This window comes from Lactobacillus amylovorus DSM 20531, assembly GCF_002706375.1.
In the GTDB taxonomy this organism is placed as follows: domain Bacteria; phylum Bacillota; class Bacilli; order Lactobacillales; family Lactobacillaceae; genus Lactobacillus; species Lactobacillus amylovorus.
On the sequence record NZ_CP017706.1, the window covers coordinates 1,946,969 to 1,970,810 of the forward strand.

The following is a 23,842-nucleotide window of genomic DNA, read 5'->3' on the forward strand; positions in this document are numbered from 1 at the left end:
CTTCTTAATTAAAAAATTGCTGATAAATAATTTTAACTGCTTCATCGGCTTTTTCTTTTTTGGTACCGATCATCATTGAGATTTGGGATGCACCTTGATTGATCATGCATGGAGAAATTCCTTGTTCATCTAAAGAGTCTAGAATTTGACGGCTTACGCCATGCGTTTTTTTCATCCCTTCGCCGACAATCATGATGATAGCATAATCGTCAATCCATTCGAGTTGATCAGGATTGATCGTTGCTTGAATTTCGTTGCAAATTTGATCGATTAATTGATCATTTAAAAAGTCGTTGTTGAAAATAATGGTAATGTCATCAATTCCGGATGGCATGTGTTCATAAGGAACGTTGTGATTGTATAAAATTTGCAAAATGCGCAGGGTAAAACCAGCTTCCTTGTTAAGCAAATACTTGTGCAAATATAAAGCAGAGAAATGCTTTTGACTAGTTACACCAGTAATGGTGTTGTCAGGTTCAAAGTCTTTTTCAGGTACAATCATTGTTCCTGGATTTTCTGGTTCATGTGTATTTTTTACGTTGATAGGAATTTGCCCTTGAATTGCAGGAATCAAGGCCTCGTCGTGGAAGACGGAGAAGCCAGCGTAAGACAATTCACGCATTTCACGGTAGGTCATCTTTTTAATTGACTCTGGCTGGTCAACGATATTAGGATTTGCAGCGAAAATTCCGTTAACATCAGTAAAGTTTTCGTATAAATTGGCGTGAAAACCGCGAGCTAAAATTGCTCCTGTAATGTCAGAACCACCACGAGAAAATGTGGCAATATGGCCTGATGGAGTAATACCGAAGAAACCAGGGAAGATAATGCGTTCATCCTTAGCAATTTTTACTTGGTCAAGATTCAAATAGCTTTCTGGATTAACTAAGGCATCGTTAGGTTCACCAGTAACGATCAAACCTGCTTCAGTTGGATCAAGGAATCTACTTTTAATATTTTTATGCTGCAAAATTAGCGCGATTAAGCGTGCATTAAGACGTTCACCGTGTGCTTTAAATGCAGCCATTAAATAGTCGGAATTAGGATAGGTTTGCTCAGGTAAAGCTACTAAAATATCTTTAATTACTTGCAACTTTTGATCGCTTAGACCAAAGTAATGTCCAATTTCTTGATAACGAGCGAAAATTTGCTTAACGATTTCAGTTGTATCTTGTTTATTTAAGACTTCGTTTGCATATTTAATTAAAAGATCGGTGACTTTGATATCGTCACTTTCTCGTTTTCCTGGTGCGGAAACTACGATAACTTGTCTTTGAGGATCACTTAAAATAATATTTAATGCTTGCTCAACACTAGAGCCGCTGGCTAAAGAACTGCCTCCAAATTTTACGACTTTCATAAAATTAACTCCTTAGTAATGATTTTCAGAAATCATTAATTTGAAATAATAAAGTTAGACTAATTTTTAGTTGAATTTTAGCATTATTTTTTTATCATGCAACTAAATAGCGATAATATCAAGTGCAAAAATAACGTGAATAATAATGTAAATATAAATTAAATTAAATTTTTATAATAAAACTGTTGACTGAAATTTCATAAAACTGTAGACTACACTTAAATCATAGAGGTGCAGCTGACAAGAGTAGCAATTATGAGTTAGGCACAATGAAGATTAATTGTGAAAGGGAAAGTTGCCGAAGCTTATTCAAGCCAAAGAATTAAGCTGGGTCGCAATCGAAGAGGTTGCGAACTGTCGCGAATTAATCGCGGAGCGCTATCGACCATTAGATTAAGCAAAAACTAATCCATTGTTTGTTTGGCGCAGACAATGGATTTTTTGATTAGCGTTTCGGCAAAATAAGAATGGAGCAGAAACATGAATCCTCAAATTTTAGCAAATCAGATCAATGAAAAAGGACATTTAACTATTGGTGGTGTCGATACGGTCGAGTTAGCTCAAAAGTACGGTACGCCACTAGTAGTGTATGATGTTGAACAGATTCGCAATCAAATCAGAGCTTTTAAAAAGGTATTTGAAAAAGAAAAAGTTGCTTACGCAGTTAGTTACGCCAGCAAAGCTTTTGCTTGTATTGCGATGTATCAAGTAGCTAATGAAGAGGGAGCATATACTGATGTCGTTTCAGCAGGAGAACTTTATACTGCATTAAAGGCTAATTTCCCTACAAAACGAATTAGTTTTCATGGCAACAATAAATCATTGTTTGAAATTGAAATGGCCGTTAAAAATCATGTAGGCAAAATTATTATTGATAACTTCCATGAGATTAAATTATTGGACAAAGTGCTTCGTGAACAAGATGCCAAAATTAACGTGATGTTGAGAATCACACCAGGCATCTCAGCTCATACGCATGAATACGATCAAACTGGTCAGGTGGATAGCAAGTTCGGCTTTGATCTTGAATCAGGCCAAGCCGATTTGGCTCTAGAACAGGTTTTAGCTAATTCCAGAATGAATATGGTTGGTATTCATGCTCATATTGGATCACAAATTTTTGAATTAAATGGCTTTGAGATGGCTGCTAAAAAATTGATGGAAGTAGCTGAAAATTGGCGTAGCCAATACGGCTATACAGCCAAGGTGATCAATGTGGGCGGCGGATTTGGCATTAAATATACCGCTGAAGATAATCCATTAAAACCTGAAGAATTCGTTCAAGCAATCGTTGAAACGATCAAAAAAGAAGCTAAGGAAGCTGCATTTCCAGTACCAGAAATTGATATTGAACCAGGTCGTTCAATAGTTGGCCCTGCTGGCTATAACTTGTACACGACAGGCAGTCGCAAGGTAGTTCCAGGTTATCGTCCATATGTCACTGTTGATGGCGGAATGGGAGACAACATTCGTCCAGCATTATATGGTGCAAAATACGAAACAGTTTTGGCCACAGATCCGAAAGCTCCACTTACTGAGCATGTCAGAATTGCTGGTAAATATTGTGAGAGTGGCGATATTTTAGCAGAGGATCAAGCACTTCCAGCTACCAAATCAGGTTCATTGTTGGCCATGCTTGATACTGGAGCATATGGTTATTCAATGGCTTCAAACTATAATCGTAATCCTCGTCCAGCAGTTGTCTTTGTCGAAAATTGCAAGGCAAAACTAGTTATCAAAAGAGAAAGCTTAGAAGACTTAGTCCACTTAGATCAATCATATGAAGATTAATAAAAATAAATAATAGGAAGGTAAAAGCATGTCAGAATTAGACGCAAAAAGCATTATTGAATACATTGGCAATGCACCAAAGAAGACGCCGGTAAAAGTTTTTATTAAAGGCGAGATTGATCAACTTGATTTCCCTGAAGAAATTGAGAACTTTACCGAAAAAGATTTTGGTGTGATTTTTGGCGACTGGAAAGACGTTGAACCATTTTTAAAGGAAAATAAAGCCCTGATTACTGATTATCACATCGAAAATGAAGCTAGAAATTCAGCTGTTCCATTAGTTGATTTAAAGAAGTTTGATGCTCGAATTGAACCGGGTGCAATCATTCGTGATCGAGTAGCAATTGGTAAAAATGCCGTAATTATGATGGGGGCCATTATTAACATCGGTGCAGAAATCGGTGATGATACGATGATCGATATGGGTACCGTCTTAGGTGGTCGTGCCATTGTTGGTAAACATTGTCATATTGGAGCTGGTAGTGTTTTGGCTGGTGTCATCGAACCTGCTTCAGCTAAACCAGTTGTAATTGAAGATAATGTAGTTATGGGAGCCAATGCCGTAGTAATCGAAGGAGTTCATGTCGGTGAAGGTGCCGTAATTGCGGCTGGTGCTGTGGTTACTAAGGATGTTGCTCCACATACGATGGTAGCTGGTGTTCCTGCTAGAGTGATTAAGAAAGTTGACGAAAAGACCGAGAGTAAGACTGGTCTTGAGGATGATCTAAGAAAGATTTAACATGGCAGTTTTAACTGAAGATGAATTAATTAAAATAAGAAGACATTTGCATGAAATTCCTGAACTTGCCTTACAGGAAAAAGAAACTCATGCATATTTATTGGAAGTAATTCAAAATTTTAAACAAGATTATTTAACGATCAAAACACCGGAAAGCTTACCAACAGCGTTATTGGTTTTAGTCAAAGGCAAGGATCCTAAACGAACAATTGGTTATCGAACAGATATCGATGCTTTGCCAGTTACTGAAAAAACAGGTTTGCCATTTTCTTCAAAAACTCCTGGCATAATGCATGCCTGTGGTCATGATATTCATATGAGTGTAGCAATAGGGCTGCTGAGCTACTTTAGTGAACAGCAACCAAAAGATAACCTGCTGTTTTTCTTCCAACCGGCTGAAGAAAGTGAAAGTGGTGGCAAGCAGGCCTATGAAAAGGGTATTTTCCAAGGGAAATTTAAACCCGATGAATTTTATGGCTTACACGATAATCCAGCCCTGCCAGCTGGGAGCATTGGCTGCCGAATGGGTACTTTGTTTGCAGGAACTACCGAGATCAACATCGATCTTTTTGGTAAAGGCGGTCACGCTGCCTTCCCTCAAAACGCTAATGACACAGTTGTTGCGGCAGCTAGTTTGATTATGCAGATCCAAACGATTATTTCACGCAGTATTGATCCAATTCAAAGTGGCGTAATTACGTTAGGTAAAGTTGAAGCAGGTACAATTAGAAATGTGATTGCTGGTCACACGAGAATTGAAGGAACCCTGCGGGGCTTAACGCAAGAAATGATCTTAAAAATTGATCAAAGACTGCGCGACCTATGTGAAGGAATTGCTCGTAGCTACAATATGCAAGTTAAATTAAACTTAAATCAAGGAGGCTACTGGCCTGTTGAAAATGATCCAAAATTAACGCAAAACTTTATTTCTTATATAAAAGAAAATAAGGATGTTAATTACATTGAGACCGAACCCAAAATGACTGGAGAAGACTTCGGCTTCTTGCTTGCCAAGTTTCCAGGAACGATGTTTTGGCTAGGCGTGGGTGATCCTGATTCGGAGCTTCATTCAGCTACGCTTAATCCGGATGAAAAGAGCATTCAGCGCGGCGTTGATGCAATTAAGGGATTTTTAATTAGTAGAATGGAGAAATAAGATGGCTACATTAATTGATTCTGATTTATTAACGGCGATTGCAACGCCCTTTGATGAAAATAATGAAATTGACTTTGACGTTTTAGAAAAATTAGTCAATCGTTTAATCAATTTGGGATGTAATGGCTTTGTTGTGGGAGGAACAACTGGAGAAACTCCTACTCTTAGTCATGATGAAAAAATATTTTTGTACAAACATTTTGGTCAAATTGTTAATGGCCGTGTACCTGTTATTGCTGGTACAGGAAGCAATAACACGGAAGAAACGATTAAATTTACTAATGAAGTGGCAAAAATCGATGGCATTGATTATGCCTTAGTGGTTGTGCCACCTTACAATAAACCCAACCAACGTAGCATGATTGCTCACTTTACTGCTGTTAATGACAAGACGCAAATGCCAATCATTATTTACAACATTCCAGGCAGAACTGGCGTCAAGATGGAAAAAGAGACCATCATTCAATTGTCGCATTTGAAAAATATTAAAGGAATCAAACAATGTGCCTCTTTGGAAGAATTAGAATACATCATTGATCATAAAGATGATGATTTCCAAGTCTTTACAGGAGAAGATACTCAGGCTTTAACCGCACGTCTTCTAGGTGCTAACGGCGTTATTTCAGTTGCAAGTCACATTTATACTAAGGAAATGCGTCAAATGTACAACTCCTTATATGAAGGAAATTATCCAAAGGCCGCAAAAATTCAGCGTTGGTTAACACCAAAGATGCAAGCATTATTTATGTATCCATCACCTGCACCAGTTAAGGCTGTACTTAGTGCTCAAGGCTTTGATATGGGTGGCTGCCGCTTGCCACTAGTAAGTTTAAATGATGATGAAAAAACGAGTTTGGCAAAGCATTTAGGCTTAGCTGATAATGCTTTAATGCAAAAGTTACCACTTGATTTAGGAAAGGAACTAGAAGATGACTAAAAAAGTATTAGTTGCTGGTTTTACTGGTGCGATGGGACAAAAAGCCGTCAATTTGGTGAATAGCTTAGATAACTTTGAATTAGTTGCGGGGATGTCACCCACAGCTACAAACGATCCGCAAAAATACAATTTACCAGCAGGGGCTAAAATTTATCAAAGTTTAGCTGAAATTCCTGATCTAGCAGCAGATATTTGGATTGATTTTACTACGCCTAAAGCCGTATATGACAATGTTAAATTTGCTTTAGAGCATCATATTTCTCCAGTAGTTGGTACAACTGGAATGAGCGATGAGCAAGAAGCAGAATTAATTAAAATTTCGCAAAAAGAAAAAGTAGGTGGCTTGATTGCACCAAACTTCGGCATGTCAGCCGTACTTTTAATGAAATTTGCTAAAGAAGCGGCTAAATATTTCCCTGATGCTGAAATTATTGAAATGCACCATGCAGATAAAAAAGATGCTCCATCAGGAACTGCTTTAGCTACTGCCAAGATGATTGCGGAAAATAGACCGGAACATGAAACGGCCCCAGATGAAGTAGAAACTTTAGAAAATGTCCGTGGTGGAGATTATCAAGGGATTAAGATTCACTCAGTTCGTTTGCCGGGCTATATTGCACATGAACAAGTTTTGTTTGGTGGACCTGGTGAAGCCTTGACTATCAGACAAGATTCTTTTGACCGTGAAAGTTTTATGGGCGGCGTTAAAGTAGCCTTAGAAAAAGTTGATCAACTCGATGAGTTGGTAGTTGGACTAGAAAACATTTTATAAAAGGAGAAACCTATGCCAGAATTAGCTAATGATTTAGGATTAAGCAAAAAGATTGCTAACGTAAAAGCTTCAGGAATTAGAATCTTCGACAATAAAGTTTCAACTATTCCTGGCATTATCAAGTTGACCTTAGGTGAACCGGATATGAATACTCCAGAGCATGTCAAACAGGCAGCAATCAAGAGTATTGCAGATAACGATTCTCACTATGCTCCACAAAAAGGAAAGCTTGAATTAAGAAAAGCCATCAGTAAATATTTGAAAAAAGCAACTGGCATTGATTATGATCCAGAAACAGAAATTGTAGTAACAGTTGGAGCAACGGAAGCGATTAATGCTACTTTATATGCGATTACCAATCCAGGTGATAAGATTGCTATTCCTACGCCGGTTTTCTCATTGTATTGGCCTGTAGCTACGCTGGCTGATGCCGATTATATTTTGATGAATACGGCAAAGGGTGGTTTTAAGTTAACGCCACAAAAATTAAAGGAAACGATTAAAGAAAATCCGACAATTAAGGCTGTGATTTTGAATTATCCAACCAACCCAACTGGAGTTGAATATAGCGAAGATGAAATCAGAGCTTTAGCTAAGGTAATTGAAGAAAATCATTTGTATGTTATTACAGATGAAATTTACAGTACTTTGACTTACGGTGTAAAACACTTTTCAATTGCCAGCTTAATTCCAGAAAGAGCAATTTATATCTCTGGTTTATCTAAATCACATGCGATGACTGGTTATCGTTTAGGCTATGTTGCCGGACCTGCAAAAATTATGGCAGAAATTGGTAAAGTTCATGGCCTTATGGTCACGACTACGACAGATTCATCACAAGCTGCCGCAATTGAAGCACTTGGGCATGGGTTAGATGATCCAGAACAATATCGTGTGGTTTATCAAAAACGACGCGATTATGTTTTAAAGAAATTAGCCGAGATGGGGATGCAAGCAGTTAAACCTGATGGTGCTTTCTACATCTTTGCTAAAATTCCCGCTAAATATGGTCAAGATGATATGCAATTTGCGTTGGATCTAGCTTTTAAAGAAAAGGTAGGCATCACTCCAGGCAGCGCATTTGGCCCTGGTGGTGAAGGTTATGTCAGATTATCTTATGCATCAAGTGATGAAAACTTGCATGAAGCAATGAAGCGAATGAAGAAATTTTTACAAGAGGACGAATAATGGTTAAGGAATATAATGTTGCAATTTTAGGTGCTACTGGTGCTGTTGGTAGAAGAATGATTGATCAATTAGCTAAGTCAACCATTCCAGTAAAAAGCGTCAAGTTATTAGCTTCTAGTCGTTCAGCAGGTACTGTTTTAAAATTTAGAAATCAAGATTTAACCGTTGAAGAAACTACGCCTGATTCTTTTGATGGTATCGATTTAGTTTTATCTTCAGCAGGTGGCTCCGTTTCTAAGAAGTTTTTACCAGAAGCTGTTAAAAGAGGTGCAGTTTGTGTCGACAATACTAGTGCCTTCAGAATGGAAGAAGACGTGCCATTAGTTGTGCCAGAAGTTAACCCTGAGGCATTGAAGACTCATCATGGCATTATTGCCAATCCAAACTGTTCTACAATTCAAATGGTGATGGCTCTTGAACCAATCAGAAGAAAATTTGGTTTAAAGCAAATTATTGTTTCAACTTATCAAGCTGCTTCTGGTGCTGGTCAAGCTGCCATTAATGAATTAAAGAAGGAAGCGCAAGATTACTTAGATGGCAAGGATATGCAAAAAGACGCCCAAATTTTACCAACTAAGGGTGACAAGAAGCATTATCCATTGGCATTTAACTTATTGCCACAAATCGATGTCTTAGAAGACAGTGGCTATTCACATGAAGAGTGGAAGATGATTCACGAAACTAAGAAAATTATGTTAGGCGATATGAATGCTAAGGACATCAAGGTAACCGCCACTTGTGTTAGAGTTCCTGTACCAATTGCCCACGGCGAAAGTGTTTACTTCACTGTTGAAGATGAAAGTGCTACTGCGCAAGATATCATGGATGCTGTCGCAAACTTCCCAGGTGTGGTTTTACAAGATGATATTAAGCATCAAATTTACCCACAACCAATTAACGCAGAAGGCAAGCGCGAGACTTTTGTAGGTCGTATTCGTCCAGATTATGAAAACAAAGGCGCATTTAACATGTGGGTCGTAGCAGATAACCTGCTTAAGGGTGCTGCTTGGAATACCGTTGAAAATGCGGAATACTTGGTTAAGATGAACTTGATTTAATTGAAAATATGAAAAAAGCACTTAGGTGCTTTTTTTCTTTGTGGTAAAATAGTCCAGGATTTAAGACAAAGAGGGTACTTTATTTTGAAACATAAGAAACAATTCTGGTTATTTTTAACCGCATTAGTCATTGTCTTTTGCGGTTTATTTAATACACAATCGATAAAGGCGGCTTATAGTAATAAGCAATTGCGTAGCTATGCCCAGAAAACAATGAAGAAAAATCATTTACGTGGTTCAATCGTCATCGTAAAAAATGATCATCGTCAGACTGTTAATATGGGATACGGCTATTATAAGCGTCATCTAAAAAATGGCAGCAGCAAGTTGGTTTATCCAGTTGGCTCACTACAAAAAATGGTTACAGCGGCCATGATTACACAACTTATTTATAAAGGTAAGTTTTCACAGAACACCAAGATTTCTCGTTGGTATCCATTATTAAAAAATTCTTCTAAGATTACAGTAGGTCAATTAATGACCCATACTTCAGGCATTAATGTGAGTGGTACAGAATCAAGTTACGGCGTCAGATTCTCTGAAAATGGCGCAATTAATTGGACCGTTGCCAGAGCAAATTTGTCAGGTAATACTGGATTAAATAGTTTTAACTATAATAATGCTAATTATGTTTTATTAGCGGGAATTATTCGTAAGGTTACTGGTAAATCATATGCGGCTAACCTAAAGAGCAGAATCATTAAGCCATTGCACTTATGCCATACTTATATTTATAAGAGCATTCCACGTTCAAAGACTGATGCCATTTCATATTTGTATCGCAATGGTAAAAACTATCGTAGTGCAGCCTACGCAAATGCCAATGTAGTGTCTCAGCTTCCTGGTGCTGGCAATATGTTCTCTACTGCAGGCAATTATTACAAGATTCAACAAGGGATGTATAACGGCAAGATCTTATCAGCTAACCAATTTAGTTACATGGCACATTTAGACTCTAAGGTAAATACCTATTCAGGTGGTTTTTATCTTAAGAAGGGTGGCACCTTAAAATTGGCATATGGTAACTTTGGCGATACGCACTTTGTTAACTGGATGCAATTGACCAAGGACAATAAGAACGGGATTGTGATGTTCTTGAATCAACCATATGGCAGCAAGAATCATATTAAGAGTGTTGGCTATGGTATTTTAAAGCACATCAAGTCTGGTACTTTTATTAAAAGATAGCACTCAAAAAGCTCAGTTAATTTGAACTGAGCTCTTTTTGATTATTTCTTAAATTGATTCTTTACATATTCTGCGTAAAGTGGAGTAGATTTGATTAATTCTTCATGCTTTCCTGATCCAGAGACGGTGCCATGGTCGATGAAATAGATCGTATCAGCATCAACGATTGTACTTAAACGGTGGGCGATAACTAAAGTGGTTCTGTCTTTCATCAGACTACTTAAGGCTTTTTGCACCATTGCTTCGGATTCTGAGTCAAGGCTGGCGGTTGCTTCATCAAGCATTAAGATCTTGGGATTGCGCAAGAAGGCACGGGCGATTACAATTCGCTGTCTTTGACCGCCAGAAAGCTTAATTCCGCGTTCACCAATTTGAGTGTCTAATTGATCATCCATTTCTTGAACAAATTTTTTGGCATAGGCCATATCAAGTGTCTGCCATAATTAATCGTCGCTAACTTCACGTTCTAACCCGTAAAGCAAGTTTTCACGAATAGTACCCGGCATGACAGCGGAATTTTGACCAACTAATCCAATTTGTTTACGCCAATTTTCCAAACTGATTTCATCAATATTTTCTCCGCCAATCGTAATCTTACCAGCAGTTGGTTTGTAAAAACGTTCAATTAATGAAAAAATAGTAGATTTGCCGCCTCCTGAAGGGCCGGCAAAGGCAACGACCGTGTTAGGTTTGGCTTGAACATTGATATCATGCAGGATTGGCTTGCCATCTTTGTAGGAAAAATCGACGTGTTCGAATTTAAGTTCTTTGTTGGTGATATCTACATTTTGCTCATCTTGAGCAATTTCTTCAGGTTCATTGAGCATTTCATTGATCCGCTGAGTTGAACAACTTGTCTTAGATAATTCGTTGAAGAATTGGCTGATGATAATTACTGGACTAATGATTTGGAAGAGGTTCATTAAAAATGAAACTAAAGTGTCCATCGTAAGTGAGCCATTCATTACTCGGATTGCACCGTAGCCGAGAATTCCCAAGAATAAAAGCATCATCATATTAATAATTGGCTGGGTTAAAGAATTAATGAATGCTTCTTTGACACCAATACCGTAGAGGCTAGAAATCCGATTGCTTCCAACGTTTAACTCTTTTGGTTCACCGTTGGAAGACTTAACTAATCTAATTTCGCTTAAAACACTGGTAGAATCGCTTGAAAAGTTGGCTAGTTCGTCCTGGCGCTTACGGCCGATTTTACGTGATTGTTGCATGATTGGGAGTAGAGCCACAACTACCAGTGGAACGGCGATAAACATAATCAAGGTCATTTGCCAATCCATCGCCATCATAATTACTAATGCACCGAAAAATTGTAGTAGAGAAGTGACAGCATTAGGTAAAGTATTGGCTAGCAGATTTTTAACTTGAGACGTATCATTGACTAAACGTGAACTAATTTCACCTGTCTTGGTATTGTCAAAGTGTTTTACCGGCAAATGAAGCATTTTTTGCCAGAGCGTTTTTCTCAGTTTGGCAACTACATCTTCACCAAAAATGCCGAGGATTAAACCAGAAAGGGCACCAACGATTAGGCCACCGATAAAAATAATGGCAGTAATGACCACCAGATTGGTGCTAATGTGTTTAAAATTATTGATTAATCGTTGCGCAAGCTGTGGCACAAAAAGGCTGGCTCCAGTTGAGATAAAGCCAAGAATGATTCCCAACACAAGTTGCCAATATTTAGGATGAATTTGGTTGATCAGACTGAAGAAGTCTTTAAAGCTGAAATTATTTTGTTTTCTATCCATAACAACCTCCTAGTCAAATGGGTGATGGAATAGACCACCAAATGGCATTTCACGACTGTGACGCATCATTTTTTTGAAATCTTCACTGTCCATTTTGTTACGCATGTTGAGCATCCGCTCGTGAAATTCGTCAAAACGTGCTTCATCTTCGGGACTAGCAATAGTTTTAATTTGTTGATCACAGGCTTTACGCAAGCGATCGATATAACTTGCGAATTGCTTTAGTTCTTCATTAGAAAACTCGTCAAGTACATCTAAACAATCATGTTGTACGGGCTTTATTTCTTTACCTTTTTCAGTAAGACTAATTAGCATGACGCGCCGATCTTTAGGGGATGGGGTACGTACAATGTAGCCTTCTTTTTCTAGCTTTTGCAACGTTTCATTTAAAGATTGCTGTCTGATGCCTAAAATATAACTTAAATCCTTAGCTGTTATCTCGGATTTGAGTCTAAGCATCGCCAGAATCCGTCCTTGACCACGGCTAGTGTCTTGCAAAGGACTAACATTTTTGTGAGATAGCATGTGAAATTTTCTAATGGAATAGAGTAATTCCATAAATTTCTCGTTAAATTCTCTTTTTTCTTGATCCATATTTAACTCCTGTATTTATATCAGGTACCTGTTAATAATTTGTGCAATGTTAATTATCTAAAAATACTATGCTAAATAATTGAAATATGGTAAATTGATACAAAATTAAATTGGAGTTGAGAGAATGGAATCATTACTATAGATTGACCCTAACATCTTTTTTCCTTGTTTTTTCGGCTTTTTATTCGTTTGTTTTGAGAACCAGTTTAAGAAAATCTCTTTGAAATGGTGTGTAGTGGGCTTATTAGCAACTATCATATTGGCTTTGCTTTTTCCTTTAATAGGCTTGAAGCGGTATCTTATTTGGATTTTGACTTTCTCGCAAATGCTGATCTGGGCTTTAACTTATGTTCTTATGGCTAAAAAGATAAATAAAACTGTGGCCTTTTTCTTAGCCTTACTTATAGGATTTATCTGGGCCTTAGCTTTAGCTAGTTTAGTAGGAGTTATTTATAATATTTGATCAATAAAAAAAAGAAGAGTTATTAAACTCTTCTTTTTGTCTATCTATGACTTTTTGGCATCTTAGGCCGCTGGCTGAATAACTCACCAATCAGCTTAAAGAAGCCATATATAATTAACAAAATACCAATGGCAATGATTGACTTGCGATCGAATGCTCTTGGATTTACAATAACGACAATCCCCAAAGCAAAGGCAATGATCGCTTCAATGCCTACTATGATTTTACGAAATACTCCAGGTATCCGCCGCAAAATGATGCTTCTGAGTCGAACGTAGGAGTAGATGATCAAAAATAGTCCTAAGAAATAGTGTGCTAAAAAGATTAAAAGGCGATTGTTCGAAATTAGTGCCGTTGAAAGCGCAAATACAACTAAGTAAGAGATAATAAAGAAATTCTTCTGTCTATCTTTTAACTGAGACTTAGCAGTATTCAATATCTGATGCACGCTGAAGCCAATACCAGTGAAGGCAACCAGCGCACCAAATGCTCGTACAGCGTATTGTGGCAAAGTCAAACTGATAATACCAAGGATAACTAAGATCCAACCAACAATAGTATCAGTAGAAAAGAGCGTATTAATAATTTGTCGACTCTTAATTGTTTGCCAAATCGATGAAAATAGTGATCCAAATACGAATCTGGTTCGTCTAGATGAGTCAGTTAAGGAAATCAAAATCGCACCGAATCCACCGAAGCCGTTGTTGGCCAATTCATTGATTTTAGTAGCGCCACCGGCACCTAAAGCTGAGAAAAGATCGTTAGTCAATGATTCACGCTCTTTTAAGGTGGCATTACCAATCCATTGATTGATTAATTGGTTATAGACGCGTGACTGAGGATTACGGTGTCTTTTGGTATCAAAATTAGAACCAATAATTTGCCAGCTGTAGGCATCATGTTGACTCAAGTTCTTTCTCGTACTATTAACGATTGTAGGATTGATACCTTCTGGTTCAAACAAACGACCAATAACGCTGAATTCTGGCACAAACCGACGCAAAGTATTTTGCAGATATTTTCTTGGCAATTGTGCACCAACTTCTTCGGCGATACCAGGTGAGTCAAAAGTATAAATGCGTTTGATACGCTTGCGCAATTTTGGTTCCATATTAATCGCTGCATATTCGGCTAAGTTACCACCTTTAGAATGGCCGCCTAAATAATAGTCTTCGTTGTCTGCGTTCAGAATTCTTTCAAGCAGTTTGACGGCTTGTCTTTGGGCAATCGTAACCTTGAAACTAATTTCAAAGTCTTCCTTCCAGCCAATTAATGAATCATCGGTACCACGGAAGGCAATGAAGTTTGTGCCGTCAGTTAATGCAATCTTAATGGCACTAAACTGTGTGTGTTCGGTTAAGGTACTGACAAAATACGATAATTCTGCGTCTTTGAATCTGTCGGCTTTAGCCATTAATTTAAATAGATCTTGGTATTGCTTAGCGTCAGTCCGTTCATGATCTGCGGCAAAATAGATTTTAGCGGCTTTTTCAAGTGTAATTGTTTTACTGCCACTATCAACAATATCTGGTAATTCTAGATATGAAAAAATAGATAAGACGAGGGCGTCGATGTCATTAAAAGGTGATGTGCTAAAATCAACGTCGCCCCGCCATTTTAGGTATGTAAGAATATTATTGTCTGGAAACATTTCTACCATCTTCAATTGAATAAAATAATTCCTATATCAATTTTAACTTAACTGTTTAAAGATAGCGTATAAAAAAGACCTTTTGGCATAAATTTCAAAAGATCTTAAAAAAATATAATAACGCTTGTAATTATTCGAGTTATAATAAAACAGGTAGAAGGGGATTCTTACTACCTGTAAATGGGTCATAATAAGGACTTATAAAACATTTTGACCCACAAGCTAGTATATCAATTATATTCGAATAATGATATGCCTAATTGTAACTTTTTCTTTTATATCCTTTAAAAAAGAGGATACAAAATATGTTAAAAAATGGAATATATTCTGCACAAGCTCGAGGAATGGCAGGCTTTGTGACAGCTAAATTAGAAATAAGTAATAATAAAATAACTTCTGTCAATCTTGATCTATCTACTAAGACTCCACAATATGGTCAAAAAGCTAAAGGTAAGATGGAAAATGAAATTTTGGCTAAGCAGTCGGCTAACATTGATGCGGTTGCCGGAGCTACCTTTACTTCCAATGGGGCTAAGGAAGCAGTAAAAGCTGCTCTGAAAAAGGCAGAAAAATAACAATATTCTATTTTTAGATAGAATAAGTAGTGGTAAAATGAGTCTGTAATTTTTTTGTTACTATATTTGGAGGAAAAATGAAAAAGACATTTAAGGGTGTTATCATCACTAGTGCTCTTCTTGCAGGCTTATTTGTAGGAGTAGCATAAAGCCAACAAGTTAGTGCCAAAAGTTTTGGCAAAGCTGTAACTAAGATTGCCGGCGATGGCAATTATGCTATTTACCACAATATTTCTAAAGGTGGCCCTAGCGGCAAGTTTACTTCTACCAAGTATTTCAAGCATGGTCAAATCCAATCTAAGGAATACGTTTCAACTAAGGAGGGTAATTTCTGGAACATTATTGTTGATGGCCGCAAGGTTGGCTGGGTTAGCGAAAAATTCTTTGCTAGAAACCAAATATTTCTTGGAGGTAGCGTTTCTGTAGTTAAGAATTCAGATTACTCATTCCCAACTAGAGATGCAATTAACTATGCTACTGACAGTCAAGGTACTGCTGTCAACCCAAGCAAGGTTAACGTATCTAAAGCTTATGTAAGTACCAGTGACGCAACTGTCAACTACAGCTATAGCAAGGCAAAAGCATCCCTTCACATTGACGTACGTGATGGCGATGGTGAAATGGGCCAACCTACTAAGAATCCTAAGTCAGTAACTACTTGGAATGGCGGCTCAAAGAGTTCATCAAGAAACTGGAATGCTGCTCACCACTATACTTCAGAAACCAGCAGCAATACTTTTAAGAGCAACCGTTTAACTTTAAGAACCAGATTGTACCAACCTCGTTTTGTCAGCTTAAGCTACGGTCAAGCTGGGGATGCAATGGGTCAAGTGGGTGTTATTCCTGAAGGTATTACTGTCAACAGTGGCGTATTCACTACCTCAATGTTTACCAACAGCAGTGACCAACACGGCCACCTCGTTTCATACAACTTGAACGCTATTAAGAGTAAGTATGCTGCTCAAAACTTGACTACTATGGGTTGGTCAACCTTCAAGTCATATGCTAACAACAGTAAGGTTAGTTCTTACATTAAGTTAGGTCACGGTCAATCACTAGGCTCATCATCAAATTACATTTATGTTTTAGCTAATGACAATAACTACAGTAATGGGCCTCGTTCAGAAGAAGTCCTCCAAATCCGTAAGAGTGATATGAAGATCAACAAGATTTGGACTGTTAGAATTTCTGATGACCGTTACGTTCACAACGCAACTTTTGTTGGCGACAACACTATGTATGCATTATTCCACAATGGTGGTTACGACAACTACAAATAGAAGAGAAATTGAAGGTATGTCAGTTACTGGTGCTAGCCTCTAAGTTCAATTTGCACAACGTGCTGAATTAACTCAAGGTCGTATTTAATAAAATAGATTAATAAATAAAAAATACAGAGAATGTATCAATTTACATTCCCTGTATTTTTTTGTTTGGTATTTTACTTAGTTCTTTCAAGAATTTCGTCCATTCTCTTAAAGAACAAATCTTTATTAGCTTTAGTAACCAAAGTTACTTCGCGTCCATTTGGATCACATACAAAACTACCAGCACTAAGCCCGTCGGTAATTACCTTGGCATGAGCTGTTTCTGTTTCAACAACTTCAGGATAAAGCGCACTAACAGTAGTTAAAACATCCCATAAGTATAATTCAGCTGATGGAAGAGAAACGATCATACTGTATCCTTGACCAACTAAATCCATTGCAGGATATTTACGTAAGCTTGCCCAGTGTTGTCTTAGTTCATCATTCAATGGTACTTCTTCGGTACTCTCTAAACCTACCATTTGAATCTTAATGTTTGAATCAAAGACACGTTTAATAGCGTATGGATCCCAGAAAGCATTCCATTCTTGACTGCCATCGGCGTTGACTACTGCAACGTTGCCGTGACCATCGAGTGAACCGCCCATCCAGTAAAGCATCTTGATGTTTTTCTCAATCTCAGGATCAGCATCAAGAGCGCGGGCAAGGTCAGTTAAAGGACCAGTCATAACTAAGGTAACTGGTTCTTGGGCATGCTTAATTTTTTCTACCATATCAAGGTGAGCAGGCAATTCAGCTTGCTTGGTATCAATGTGTCCTTTTTCGTTCAACATTGGCAAATAATTGAATGAGTAAGTAGCCATTCTCCATTCGTGTGGGAATTGGTTAACTGCTCTAGAATTTGAACGAGCTACAGCAAGTTGATCACCACGTAAATTGAATAAATCAGTCATTTTACGGCAGGCTTCAACTGAAGGATCAATATAGCCATCAGCATCGATGGCCCCAACGCCAAGTAGTTTGATGTCAGGAGCTTGCAAGAGTAATAAATAAGATACTAAATCATCGATGTTGCCATCGTGATTAAAATAAATGTTTTCCATAAATCTTACCTTTCTAACTATATATCTTTATTTTAGCAAGAGATCAGAGAAAATGATCATCCAAATAATTCTTTTTTCGATAATCACTAGGCATAATATGATATTGCTTTTTAAACTTGGTATAAAAAGAGTTTAAATTATGAATACCAACTAGGTCGCAAATTTCCGCAATGGAGTAGTCACTAGAGGTCAATAAATATTTGGCTTGTTCCAATCTTTTTCTGGTTCTTAGTTCGATAAAAGTTTGCCCAGATATTTTCTTAATCAAACTGCTCAAGTATTGTTTGGTGTAGCCATAACGATTAGCTAGCTACTCTAAAGAAATGATTTGATAATGGTTGGATATTTCAGTGAGCAGATCAACTAATATTTTTTTGTTGGTTATCATAGGTTCTTTTCTTAATCATTGGATAATTACGAATAATTTTTGCAAGTAAAATATTGAAATAATTATCGATAATCATGCCGCGATATTTGTAACCGGAAAAGTATTCGTTGATGATCTCGTCCATCGTGTCAGTAATATCAGCGTTTTTAGGGAAGAGGATGAACTTCTGCTTATTATGATTTTGCATAGAAATGTTAAAAATGTATTGATCGTAAATTGCAATAATAAATTGAACATTTATACTGCTTGATAGATATGATCTAATTCTTTCTCAAAGATTTCATCTGGAGTATGATATGCCAAGATCTTTCTTGGTAGCGAATTGCACCAGGTTTCAATATTAATGATATCTTGAAGAGAATAGTTATTGATGTAATCACCTTTGGGAATAAATCTGCGAATAAGGCCATTGTGTCTTTCAACAGTGCCTTTATCACAAGAAGTATATGGATGAGCATAGTAAACCAGGGTTTTTGAAACTGTCTCCAGATTGGATAAATCCGCAAACTCTGATCCATTATCAGTTGTAATTGTCTTAAAGATGTCATTCCAATGTTCACTATACTGTTTGCGCAGAGCCTGAAAAGCAGTCATCACACTGGCGGCTGTCTTATCAGGAATACGCAAGATTAAAAATTCACGGCTCATTCGTTCAGACAAAGTTAGCAGTACTTGATCATCCTTAGTTTTATGTCCTAAGACTAAATCGCATTCCCAGTGGCCAAATTCCTTACGATCATTGATCTCCTTGGGACGTTCTTCAATACTTCGGCCAAGCTTTTTCTTATTTTTACGAATGCGATGTATTTTAGTATTGCGCTTTAACTTTTCTGGCAAATCAGAATTTCTCATACCCATTAAGCATTGATCTACATAGTTGTACAAGGTTCTAGTGCAAACTACCTGATCACGAGAAAATTCTCCTAAAGCTAAGCAGCGATTGGCACATACATCAAGAGACCAGCCATCTTCGCAGAAATGCTTATTAACGTATTTGATAAAGTCAGATTTCTTTAAGAAATCTGATTTACGACCGCAATTCTTACGATGTATTTGGTAAGCTTTATCACCTTGTTGTGCCTTATAGCGTTTTTGCTTACCATGATAAAGCAAAACAGTACCACGTTTAACCTCATAACTGATAGTAGAAGGAGAGCAATCAAGCTCACGAGCAATAGCCCTAAGAGAGAAACCGTCTTTAATACGGGTTTGAATAACAACCCGTTGCTCAAATGATAAATGCTTTCCCTTTTGGTGCTTAGGCATGATAGAATGTAAAGAGTCCATTTGTGACCTCCAATAGATGTTTTTGTGATTATTAACATTCTATCAAACAGGTCCAAATGGACTTTTTATTTTTCTAAAGTGTTCAATTTGATTTTACAATCGGCGAAAATGTATTGATAAATGAAGCTATCCTTTTTGTGGGTTTCATCCCAGAATTTAAAGGAAATATTTTTATTATTAAAGATCAAATTAATCATTAAATCATTTTGATGAAGTGTACTAATGCTATGATGACAGCCGATATCCATCATTAAAACGTTTCCTTCTTTTAAATGAATTGGTTCGTCTTCAACTAATTCATCACATTCACCTTTAAGCATGTAGTTGATTTCAACGAATTGATGACTATGAAGAGGATACGGAGCAAAGCGATTGTGTTTGCTTAGGTAAATAGAGTGGTGACTTAAAAGTCGTTTATTAACGACACGTTTGTCGACCGTTTTAATTAATGTATAATGCGAAAGATCATTTCCGAACTGACTGGTTTCTGGCTTCTCTTTTTCGATTTCGGTTAAAGCAGATAATTTATCTAATACCGCTTGTTTAATCATAAGCCAGGCCTGTTTCTTTATTATAAATCTTAAAAAATAATATTCTATAAACCTGATTTTTACTATTGTAAAAATTTTCACAAAGTGTAAGATAAAAAGTGTAAAAACTTATGAATAGATAAGTAAGTAGTAAAAGAGACATGTATTATGAAGATAAAAGCTGCTGTTGTTGAAAAAAGGGCGATCCTTTCGTAATTAAAGATGATATTGAATTACATGATATTGGCCCAACCGATGTTCAAGTACATATGATGGCCAGCGGTATTTGCCACTCAGACGAAGCTATTCGTAAAGGGGATGCAAGCCTAGGCTATCCTGTAATCTTAGGTCACGAAGGTGCAGGTATTATTGAAAAAGTTGGTTCAGAAGTCCAAAACTTAAAACTTGGTGATCACGTTGTAATGGCCTTCTATGCAGATGGTCTTTGTGATAAGTGTTTGCAAGGTATTCCAACTCAATGTCGTAACTACGCTAAATACAATTTGTCAGGTACTCGTTTTGATGGTGATGATCAATTCCAAGAAAATGGTAAGCATATCTCAGATATGTTCAACCAATCATCATTTACTACCACTACTGTGACTAACCAAAGAAACTGTGTCAAAGTTGATAAGGATGCCGACCTTCGTCGCGTAGGTCCTTCTCGTTTGGAACTTGCTAAGGAATTAGGTGCTACTGATGCAATCAATTCTAAGGATGAAGATCCAGTTAAGAAGATTCAAGAATTGACTAATGGCTATGGTATTGACTATGCCGTTGATACTACTGGTTTGCCAGCAGTAATGAAGCCAGCTTGGGATGCCTTGCACAAGGTGGTACACTTGCAGCTATTGCCGTAACTCCACATGACTTTACCTTCTCAACTTGGAATGACCTTTGTGTTGGTGACAAGAAGGTTATCGGTGTCAACATGGGTGATGTCATTCCTCAAATCGATGTACCTCGTTTGATCAGATTCAATAAGTTAGGCATGTTTGATTACGAAAAGACTGAAAAGTTCTTTGACTTTGAAGACATTAATGAAGCAAACCAAGCTTCAGTTTCAGGTAAAGCTATCAAGCCAGTTTTGATTATCGATAAGGATTACAAACCTGGTGAATAAAATAGTTAAAAAGAGATAAATATCCGTTTAAAAGGCCCTTAATTGGGTCTTTTTTAGTACAATTATTTTATGAATATTGAAGACTTAAAAAAGAATTTTGAAAAGAGAGCAAACGAAGATAATGCAATTCAGATGGCTAAATATTTGCGCAATCAATTTGTCTTTTATGGGTTGAAATCACCTGCGCGTAGGGATGCATATCACCAAATTTTAAAAGATGAAAAAAAGAAAAAGCAGATCGATTGGAATTTACTTGATCAAGCGTGGAATGATAAGCATCGTGAAATGCAATATTTTGTTTGTGATTATTTGCTTGCAATGGAGAAATATGTCAGCTATGATGATTTATTTAAAATAGAGCATTACGTTCGAACTAAGCAGTGGTGGGACACAATTGACAGTTTAATGAAGCTCTATGGTTATGTAGGATTAAAGGATCAACGAGTAGATCAATTAATGCTTGATTGGTCAAAGGATCCTGACAAGTGGGTAAGACGAGTTGCGATTGAACATCAATTGCTTAGAAAAGATAAGATGAATACTGCTTTACTTAGTCAAATCCTTGAAAATAATCTTGAAAGTGACGATTTTTTCATTAATAAAGCAATTGGTTGGGCACTAAGAGATTATTCTAAAACTAATCCAGAATGGGTAGGTGACTTTATTGATGGAAATTATAATCATTTGGCCAAGTTAAGTATTACGGAAGGTAGTAAATATTTAAAAAAAAACGATCTTTAGAAAAGACCATTTGTTTTTTTGCTTTTGATATTCGTTTAAGAATGTTTGTGGTTAAGTTTACTTAAAAATAGAGAAACAATTAATACTAAGATAACTGCTCCTACAATAGATGGAATAATCGCCATTCCAGCTACTTGTGGTCCCCAATTGCCAAGTAATAATTCGCCAAGTGATGAACCGATCAGACCAGCTAAAATATTAGCAATCCATCCCATTGATTTGCCCTTACCGGTAATAGCACCAGCAATTAAACCAATCACACCACCAACAATTAATGCCCATAGCCAATGTAACATTTTAGGTCACCTCAGTCCTTTTCTTGTATGTCTTTTTTAACTTTAGCGGCTTTGTCCTTAAGCTTGCCTTTAGCTTGTTGGGCTTTGCCTTCGGCTTCACGAAGTTTGTTGTCAGTAATTTTACCTTCAACTTCTTTGGCCTTGCCGATAATCTTGTCTTTTAGGCCACTTTTTGCTTTAGTCATCATATAAGTCCTTTCTATACAATTAATTTAATTGACAAGTATATTATATCTTTTTAGTGACACTGTGTCAAAGCATTGAAGATGACTTAAGAAATAGTTTATAAACCAGCACTTTTAATTGCACAATAAGTAACTAGCTATAACTGAGCCTTTTTACCAAAATAAAAAGAGTTAGATTTTACTCTAACTCTTTGTGTATTCGTGATGGACTTTTAGTCTAAATCTTTACCGTTTGATTCAATGACCTTCTTGTACCAGAAGAATGAATCCTTGCGTGAACGCTTCAAAGTACCTTCACCAGCGTCGTTCTTATCAACGTAGATGAAGCCGTAACGTTTGTCCATTTGACCGGTACCGGCAGAAACTAAGTCGATGCATCCCCATGGAAGGTAACCCATCAAGTCAACACCATCGAGTTCAACTGCCTTTTCCATTTCAGAGATGTGGTTTCTCAAGTAGTCAATTCTGTAATCATCGTGAATTGAACCATCTGCTTCAACCTTGTCGTAAGCACCAAGACCATTTTCAACGATGAACAATGGCTTGTGGTAGCGATCTTGCAATTGGTTCAAAGCAATTCTAAGACCTTCAGGGTCAATTTCCCAACCCCAATCACTGCGCATCAAAGTAGGGTTCTTAGCAACTGCTTTAGCCAAGTCAGTTAAATCATCTGGCTTGACCTTTTCGCTTGAAACAGTAGTAGTTTGGTAGTAAGAGAAGCCTACGTAGTCAACAGTACCTTCCTTTAAGACAATTCTGTCTTCATCAGTAATGTCTGGACGATAGCCATTTCTTTCAATGTAAGCTTCAACAGCATTTGGATATTCACCAAAGACATGAACGTCTGAGAACCAGTCACGACGTTGTTCCCACTTGTCAGCAAGCAATACATCATCACTTGATGGAGTAAGTGGACGAACTGGTGAATAGTTGATCATACAACCGATCTTAAAGTTAGGGTTGATCTTGTGACCGATCTTAACTGCTAATGCAGAAGCAACAAGTTCATAGTGACCCGCTTGGTACATAGCTGCTTCTTTGTCTTTATCAGTCATGCCATCTTTGAATAAAATACCGGAGTTGGTAGCCATTAAGAAGTCGTTGTTAAATGCTGATTGGTTATCAATTTCATTGAAAGTCATCCAGTACTTAACCTTGTTCTTGTAACGCTTGAAGCAAACTTCAGCGAAACGAACGAAGAAGTCGATCACTTTACGGTTAGTAAAACCACCATAATTCTTAGCCAAGTTAAATGGCATTTCAAAGTGGGAGAGGGTAATTACAGGTTCAATGCCGTATTCATGACAAGTATCAAATAAATCGTCATAGAACTTTAAACCTTCTTCATTTGGTTCTTTTTCATCACCATTAGGGAAAATTCTAGTCCAAGCAATTGAAGTTCTGAAAGCCCTGAAGCCCATTTCAGCCATTAACTTGATATCTTCCTTATAGTGGTGATAGAAATCAATTGCTGAGTGGTTAGGGTAGTTCTTGCCAGGAAGTACGCCATCGGTAATTTCACGTGGCTTGGTGGCAGAACCAACAGTCATAACATCGGCAACAGAAGTACCTTTGCCGCTTTCTTTCCAAGCACCTTCAAGTTGGTGAGCAGCTACGGCACCACCCCATAAAAAGTTCTTTGGCATTTTTGCTGAATACATTAATAAAATTCCTCTCTTT

Annotated in this window: 21 protein-coding genes, 3 pseudogenes and 1 riboswitch; of the genes and pseudogenes, 12 read left to right on the forward strand and 12 right to left on the reverse strand. The window is 37.3% G+C overall.

Translation table 11 applies throughout. The features are described 5' to 3' along the window. Positions 1-4: 4 nt before the first annotated feature. Positions 5-1,360, reverse strand: coding sequence for an aspartate kinase (locus tag LA20531_RS09985; RefSeq protein WP_056940321.1), 1,356 nt, complete (start codon positions 1,358-1,360; stop codon positions 5-7). Between the two features lie 218 nt (positions 1,361-1,578). Further along, a riboswitch (Lysine riboswitch) is annotated at positions 1,579-1,749 on the forward strand. A gap of 91 nt (positions 1,750-1,840) precedes the next feature. On the opposite strand from LA20531_RS09985, the gene lysA reads away from it, so the two are divergent. From lysA to LA20531_RS10025, 8 genes are all read left to right on the forward strand, one after another. Then, positions 1,841-3,151 (forward strand): diaminopimelate decarboxylase, encoded by a 1,311-nt coding sequence (gene lysA / locus LA20531_RS09990; RefSeq protein ID WP_056940322.1) that lies wholly within the window; start codon positions 1,841-1,843, stop codon positions 3,149-3,151. A 28-nt stretch (positions 3,152-3,179) separates the two neighbouring features. Further along, a complete protein-coding gene (gene dapD, locus LA20531_RS09995) occupies positions 3,180-3,890 on the forward strand; it encodes a 2,3,4,5-tetrahydropyridine-2,6-dicarboxylate N-acetyltransferase (protein ID WP_013641760.1) in 711 nt (236 codons plus the stop codon). Between the two features lies 1 nt (position 3,891). Beyond that, positions 3,892-5,046 carry an N-acetyldiaminopimelate deacetylase gene (locus LA20531_RS10000; protein ID WP_056940323.1) on the forward strand — a complete coding sequence of 385 codons (1,155 nt, stop codon included), beginning with the start codon at positions 3,892-3,894 and terminating at the stop codon, positions 5,044-5,046. A 1-nt stretch (position 5,047) separates the two neighbouring features. Beyond that, positions 5,048-5,983, forward strand: a complete 936-nt coding sequence (gene dapA, locus LA20531_RS10005) for a 4-hydroxy-tetrahydrodipicolinate synthase (RefSeq protein ID WP_056940324.1) — start codon at positions 5,048-5,050, stop codon at positions 5,981-5,983. Continuing rightward, entirely contained in the window at positions 5,976-6,755 is a 780-nt protein-coding gene (gene dapB / locus LA20531_RS10010) for a 4-hydroxy-tetrahydrodipicolinate reductase (RefSeq protein ID WP_013437675.1), read from the forward strand. The genes dapA and dapB overlap by 8 nt, the downstream gene beginning before the upstream one ends. 12 nt (positions 6,756-6,767) lie before the next feature. After that, positions 6,768-7,943, forward strand: a complete 1,176-nt coding sequence (locus tag LA20531_RS10015; RefSeq protein WP_056940325.1) for an aminotransferase class I/II-fold pyridoxal phosphate-dependent enzyme — start codon at positions 6,768-6,770, stop codon at positions 7,941-7,943. Then, positions 7,943-9,001 carry an aspartate-semialdehyde dehydrogenase gene (locus LA20531_RS10020; RefSeq protein WP_013641764.1) on the forward strand — a complete coding sequence of 353 codons (1,059 nt, stop codon included), beginning with the start codon at positions 7,943-7,945 and terminating at the stop codon, positions 8,999-9,001. Before LA20531_RS10015 ends, LA20531_RS10020 begins: the two co-directional genes overlap by 1 nt. Positions 9,002-9,130: 129 nt before the next feature. Further along, a complete protein-coding gene (locus LA20531_RS10025; RefSeq protein WP_375711698.1) occupies positions 9,131-10,189 on the forward strand; it encodes a serine hydrolase domain-containing protein in 1,059 nt (352 codons plus the stop codon). A 41-nt stretch (positions 10,190-10,230) separates the two neighbouring features. On the opposite strand, the pseudogene LA20531_RS10030 reads toward LA20531_RS10025, so the two are convergent. The 3 genes and pseudogenes from LA20531_RS10030 to LA20531_RS10045 form a co-directional block, all read right to left on the reverse strand. Then, positions 10,231-11,958: pseudogene (locus LA20531_RS10030) on the reverse strand (ABC transporter ATP-binding protein). Positions 11,959-11,967: 9 nt separating this feature from the next. Then, complete coding sequence (locus tag LA20531_RS10035) at positions 11,968-12,552, reverse strand: MarR family winged helix-turn-helix transcriptional regulator (protein ID WP_056940327.1); 585 nt, start codon at positions 12,550-12,552, stop codon at positions 11,968-11,970. 503 nt (positions 12,553-13,055) lie between these two features. Further along, a complete protein-coding gene (locus LA20531_RS10045) occupies positions 13,056-14,666 on the reverse strand; it encodes an Mbeg1-like protein (protein WP_056940329.1) in 1,611 nt (536 codons plus the stop codon). A gap of 305 nt (positions 14,667-14,971) precedes the next feature. Here LA20531_RS10045 and LA20531_RS10050 point away from each other — a divergent pair, with 305 nt between their 5' ends. Next, positions 14,972-15,241 (forward strand): FMN-binding protein, encoded by a 270-nt coding sequence (locus LA20531_RS10050; protein ID WP_056940330.1) that lies wholly within the window; start codon positions 14,972-14,974, stop codon positions 15,239-15,241. Positions 15,242-15,435: 194 nt separating this feature from the next. Next, positions 15,436-16,518, forward strand: a pseudogene (locus LA20531_RS10055) (GW dipeptide domain-containing protein); the annotation flags it as partial. A gap of 164 nt (positions 16,519-16,682) precedes the next feature. On the opposite strand, the gene LA20531_RS10060 reads toward LA20531_RS10055, so the two are convergent. The 5 genes from LA20531_RS10060 to LA20531_RS10080 form a co-directional block, all read right to left on the reverse strand. Beyond that, a complete protein-coding gene (locus tag LA20531_RS10060) occupies positions 16,683-17,612 on the reverse strand; it encodes a nucleoside hydrolase (protein ID WP_056940331.1) in 930 nt (309 codons plus the stop codon). Positions 17,613-17,655: 43 nt separating this feature from the next. Then, a complete protein-coding gene (locus tag LA20531_RS11670) occupies positions 17,656-17,889 on the reverse strand; it encodes a helix-turn-helix domain-containing protein (RefSeq protein ID WP_224429468.1) in 234 nt (77 codons plus the stop codon). Between the two features lie 82 nt (positions 17,890-17,971). Further along, positions 17,972-18,187, reverse strand: coding sequence for a hypothetical protein (locus tag LA20531_RS11675; RefSeq protein WP_236704163.1), 216 nt, complete (start codon positions 18,185-18,187; stop codon positions 17,972-17,974). A 50-nt stretch (positions 18,188-18,237) separates the two neighbouring features. After that, positions 18,238-19,287 (reverse strand): IS30 family transposase, encoded by a 1,050-nt coding sequence (locus tag LA20531_RS10075; RefSeq protein WP_099202218.1) that lies wholly within the window; start codon positions 19,285-19,287, stop codon positions 18,238-18,240. A gap of 65 nt (positions 19,288-19,352) precedes the next feature. After that, positions 19,353-19,838 (reverse strand): AraC family ligand binding domain-containing protein, encoded by a 486-nt coding sequence (locus tag LA20531_RS10080; protein ID WP_056940509.1) that lies wholly within the window; start codon positions 19,836-19,838, stop codon positions 19,353-19,355. 147 nt (positions 19,839-19,985) lie between these two features. Between LA20531_RS10080 and LA20531_RS10085 the strand changes: the two are divergent. Together LA20531_RS10085 and LA20531_RS10090 are read left to right on the forward strand one after the other, a co-directional pair. Beyond that, positions 19,986-20,940 (forward strand): annotated as a pseudogene (locus LA20531_RS10085) (alcohol dehydrogenase catalytic domain-containing protein). A gap of 69 nt (positions 20,941-21,009) precedes the next feature. Next, positions 21,010-21,681, forward strand: coding sequence for a DNA alkylation repair protein (locus LA20531_RS10090; RefSeq protein ID WP_056940510.1), 672 nt, complete (start codon positions 21,010-21,012; stop codon positions 21,679-21,681). A gap of 35 nt (positions 21,682-21,716) precedes the next feature. Here the strand turns inward: LA20531_RS10090 and LA20531_RS10095 are convergent, their stop codons facing one another. From LA20531_RS10095 to LA20531_RS10105, 3 genes are all read right to left on the reverse strand, one after another. Then, on the reverse strand, positions 21,717-21,977 hold the full coding sequence (locus LA20531_RS10095; RefSeq protein WP_025014333.1) for a GlsB/YeaQ/YmgE family stress response membrane protein: 261 nt from the start codon (positions 21,975-21,977) through the stop codon (positions 21,717-21,719). Between the two features lie 11 nt (positions 21,978-21,988). Next, complete coding sequence (locus tag LA20531_RS10100) at positions 21,989-22,162, reverse strand: CsbD family protein (protein WP_082589042.1); 174 nt, start codon at positions 22,160-22,162, stop codon at positions 21,989-21,991. Positions 22,163-22,374: 212 nt separating this feature from the next. Next, positions 22,375-23,823, reverse strand: a complete 1,449-nt coding sequence (locus LA20531_RS10105) for a 6-phospho-beta-glucosidase (protein ID WP_056940511.1) — start codon at positions 23,821-23,823, stop codon at positions 22,375-22,377. Positions 23,824-23,842 lie beyond the last annotated feature (19 nt).

What these genes read in the sequence shown, in the direction of transcription:
- LA20531_RS10045 (WP_056940329.1), bottom strand. Translation starts at nt 14,666, where the DNA reads ATGTTTCCAGACAATAATATTCTTACATACCTAAAATGGCGGGGCGAC.
- dapB (WP_013437675.1), top strand. Translation starts at nt 5,976, where the DNA reads ATGACTAAAAAAGTATTAGTTGCTGGTTTTACTGGTGCGATGGGACAA.
- LA20531_RS10000 (WP_056940323.1), top strand. Translation starts at nt 3,892, where the DNA reads ATGGCAGTTTTAACTGAAGATGAATTAATTAAAATAAGAAGACATTTG.
- LA20531_RS10075 (WP_099202218.1), bottom strand. Translation starts at nt 19,287, where the DNA reads ATGGACTCTTTACATTCTATCATGCCTAAGCACCAAAAGGGAAAGCAT.
- LA20531_RS10020 (WP_013641764.1), top strand. Translation starts at nt 7,943, where the DNA reads ATGGTTAAGGAATATAATGTTGCAATTTTAGGTGCTACTGGTGCTGTT.
- dapA (WP_056940324.1), top strand. Translation starts at nt 5,048, where the DNA reads ATGGCTACATTAATTGATTCTGATTTATTAACGGCGATTGCAACGCCC.
- dapD (WP_013641760.1), top strand. Translation starts at nt 3,180, where the DNA reads ATGTCAGAATTAGACGCAAAAAGCATTATTGAATACATTGGCAATGCA.
- LA20531_RS10060 (WP_056940331.1), bottom strand. Translation starts at nt 17,612, where the DNA reads ATGGAAAACATTTATTTTAATCACGATGGCAACATCGATGATTTAGTA.
- LA20531_RS10100 (WP_082589042.1), bottom strand. Translation starts at nt 22,162, where the DNA reads ATGACTAAAGCAAAAAGTGGCCTAAAAGACAAGATTATCGGCAAGGCC.
- LA20531_RS10105 (WP_056940511.1), bottom strand. Translation starts at nt 23,823, where the DNA reads ATGTATTCAGCAAAAATGCCAAAGAACTTTTTATGGGGTGGTGCCGTA.
- LA20531_RS10050 (WP_056940330.1), top strand. Translation starts at nt 14,972, where the DNA reads ATGTTAAAAAATGGAATATATTCTGCACAAGCTCGAGGAATGGCAGGC.
- LA20531_RS10035 (WP_056940327.1), bottom strand. Translation starts at nt 12,552, where the DNA reads ATGGATCAAGAAAAAAGAGAATTTAACGAGAAATTTATGGAATTACTC.
- LA20531_RS10095 (WP_025014333.1), bottom strand. Translation starts at nt 21,977, where the DNA reads ATGTTACATTGGCTATGGGCATTAATTGTTGGTGGTGTGATTGGTTTA.
- LA20531_RS10090 (WP_056940510.1), top strand. Translation starts at nt 21,010, where the DNA reads ATGAATATTGAAGACTTAAAAAAGAATTTTGAAAAGAGAGCAAACGAA.
- LA20531_RS10015 (WP_056940325.1), top strand. Translation starts at nt 6,768, where the DNA reads ATGCCAGAATTAGCTAATGATTTAGGATTAAGCAAAAAGATTGCTAAC.
- LA20531_RS09985 (WP_056940321.1), bottom strand. Translation starts at nt 1,360, where the DNA reads ATGAAAGTCGTAAAATTTGGAGGCAGTTCTTTAGCCAGCGGCTCTAGT.
- LA20531_RS10080 (WP_056940509.1), bottom strand. Translation starts at nt 19,838, where the DNA reads ATGATTAAACAAGCGGTATTAGATAAATTATCTGCTTTAACCGAAATC.
- lysA (WP_056940322.1), top strand. Translation starts at nt 1,841, where the DNA reads ATGAATCCTCAAATTTTAGCAAATCAGATCAATGAAAAAGGACATTTA.
- LA20531_RS11675 (WP_236704163.1), bottom strand. Translation starts at nt 18,187, where the DNA reads ATGCAAAATCATAATAAGCAGAAGTTCATCCTCTTCCCTAAAAACGCT.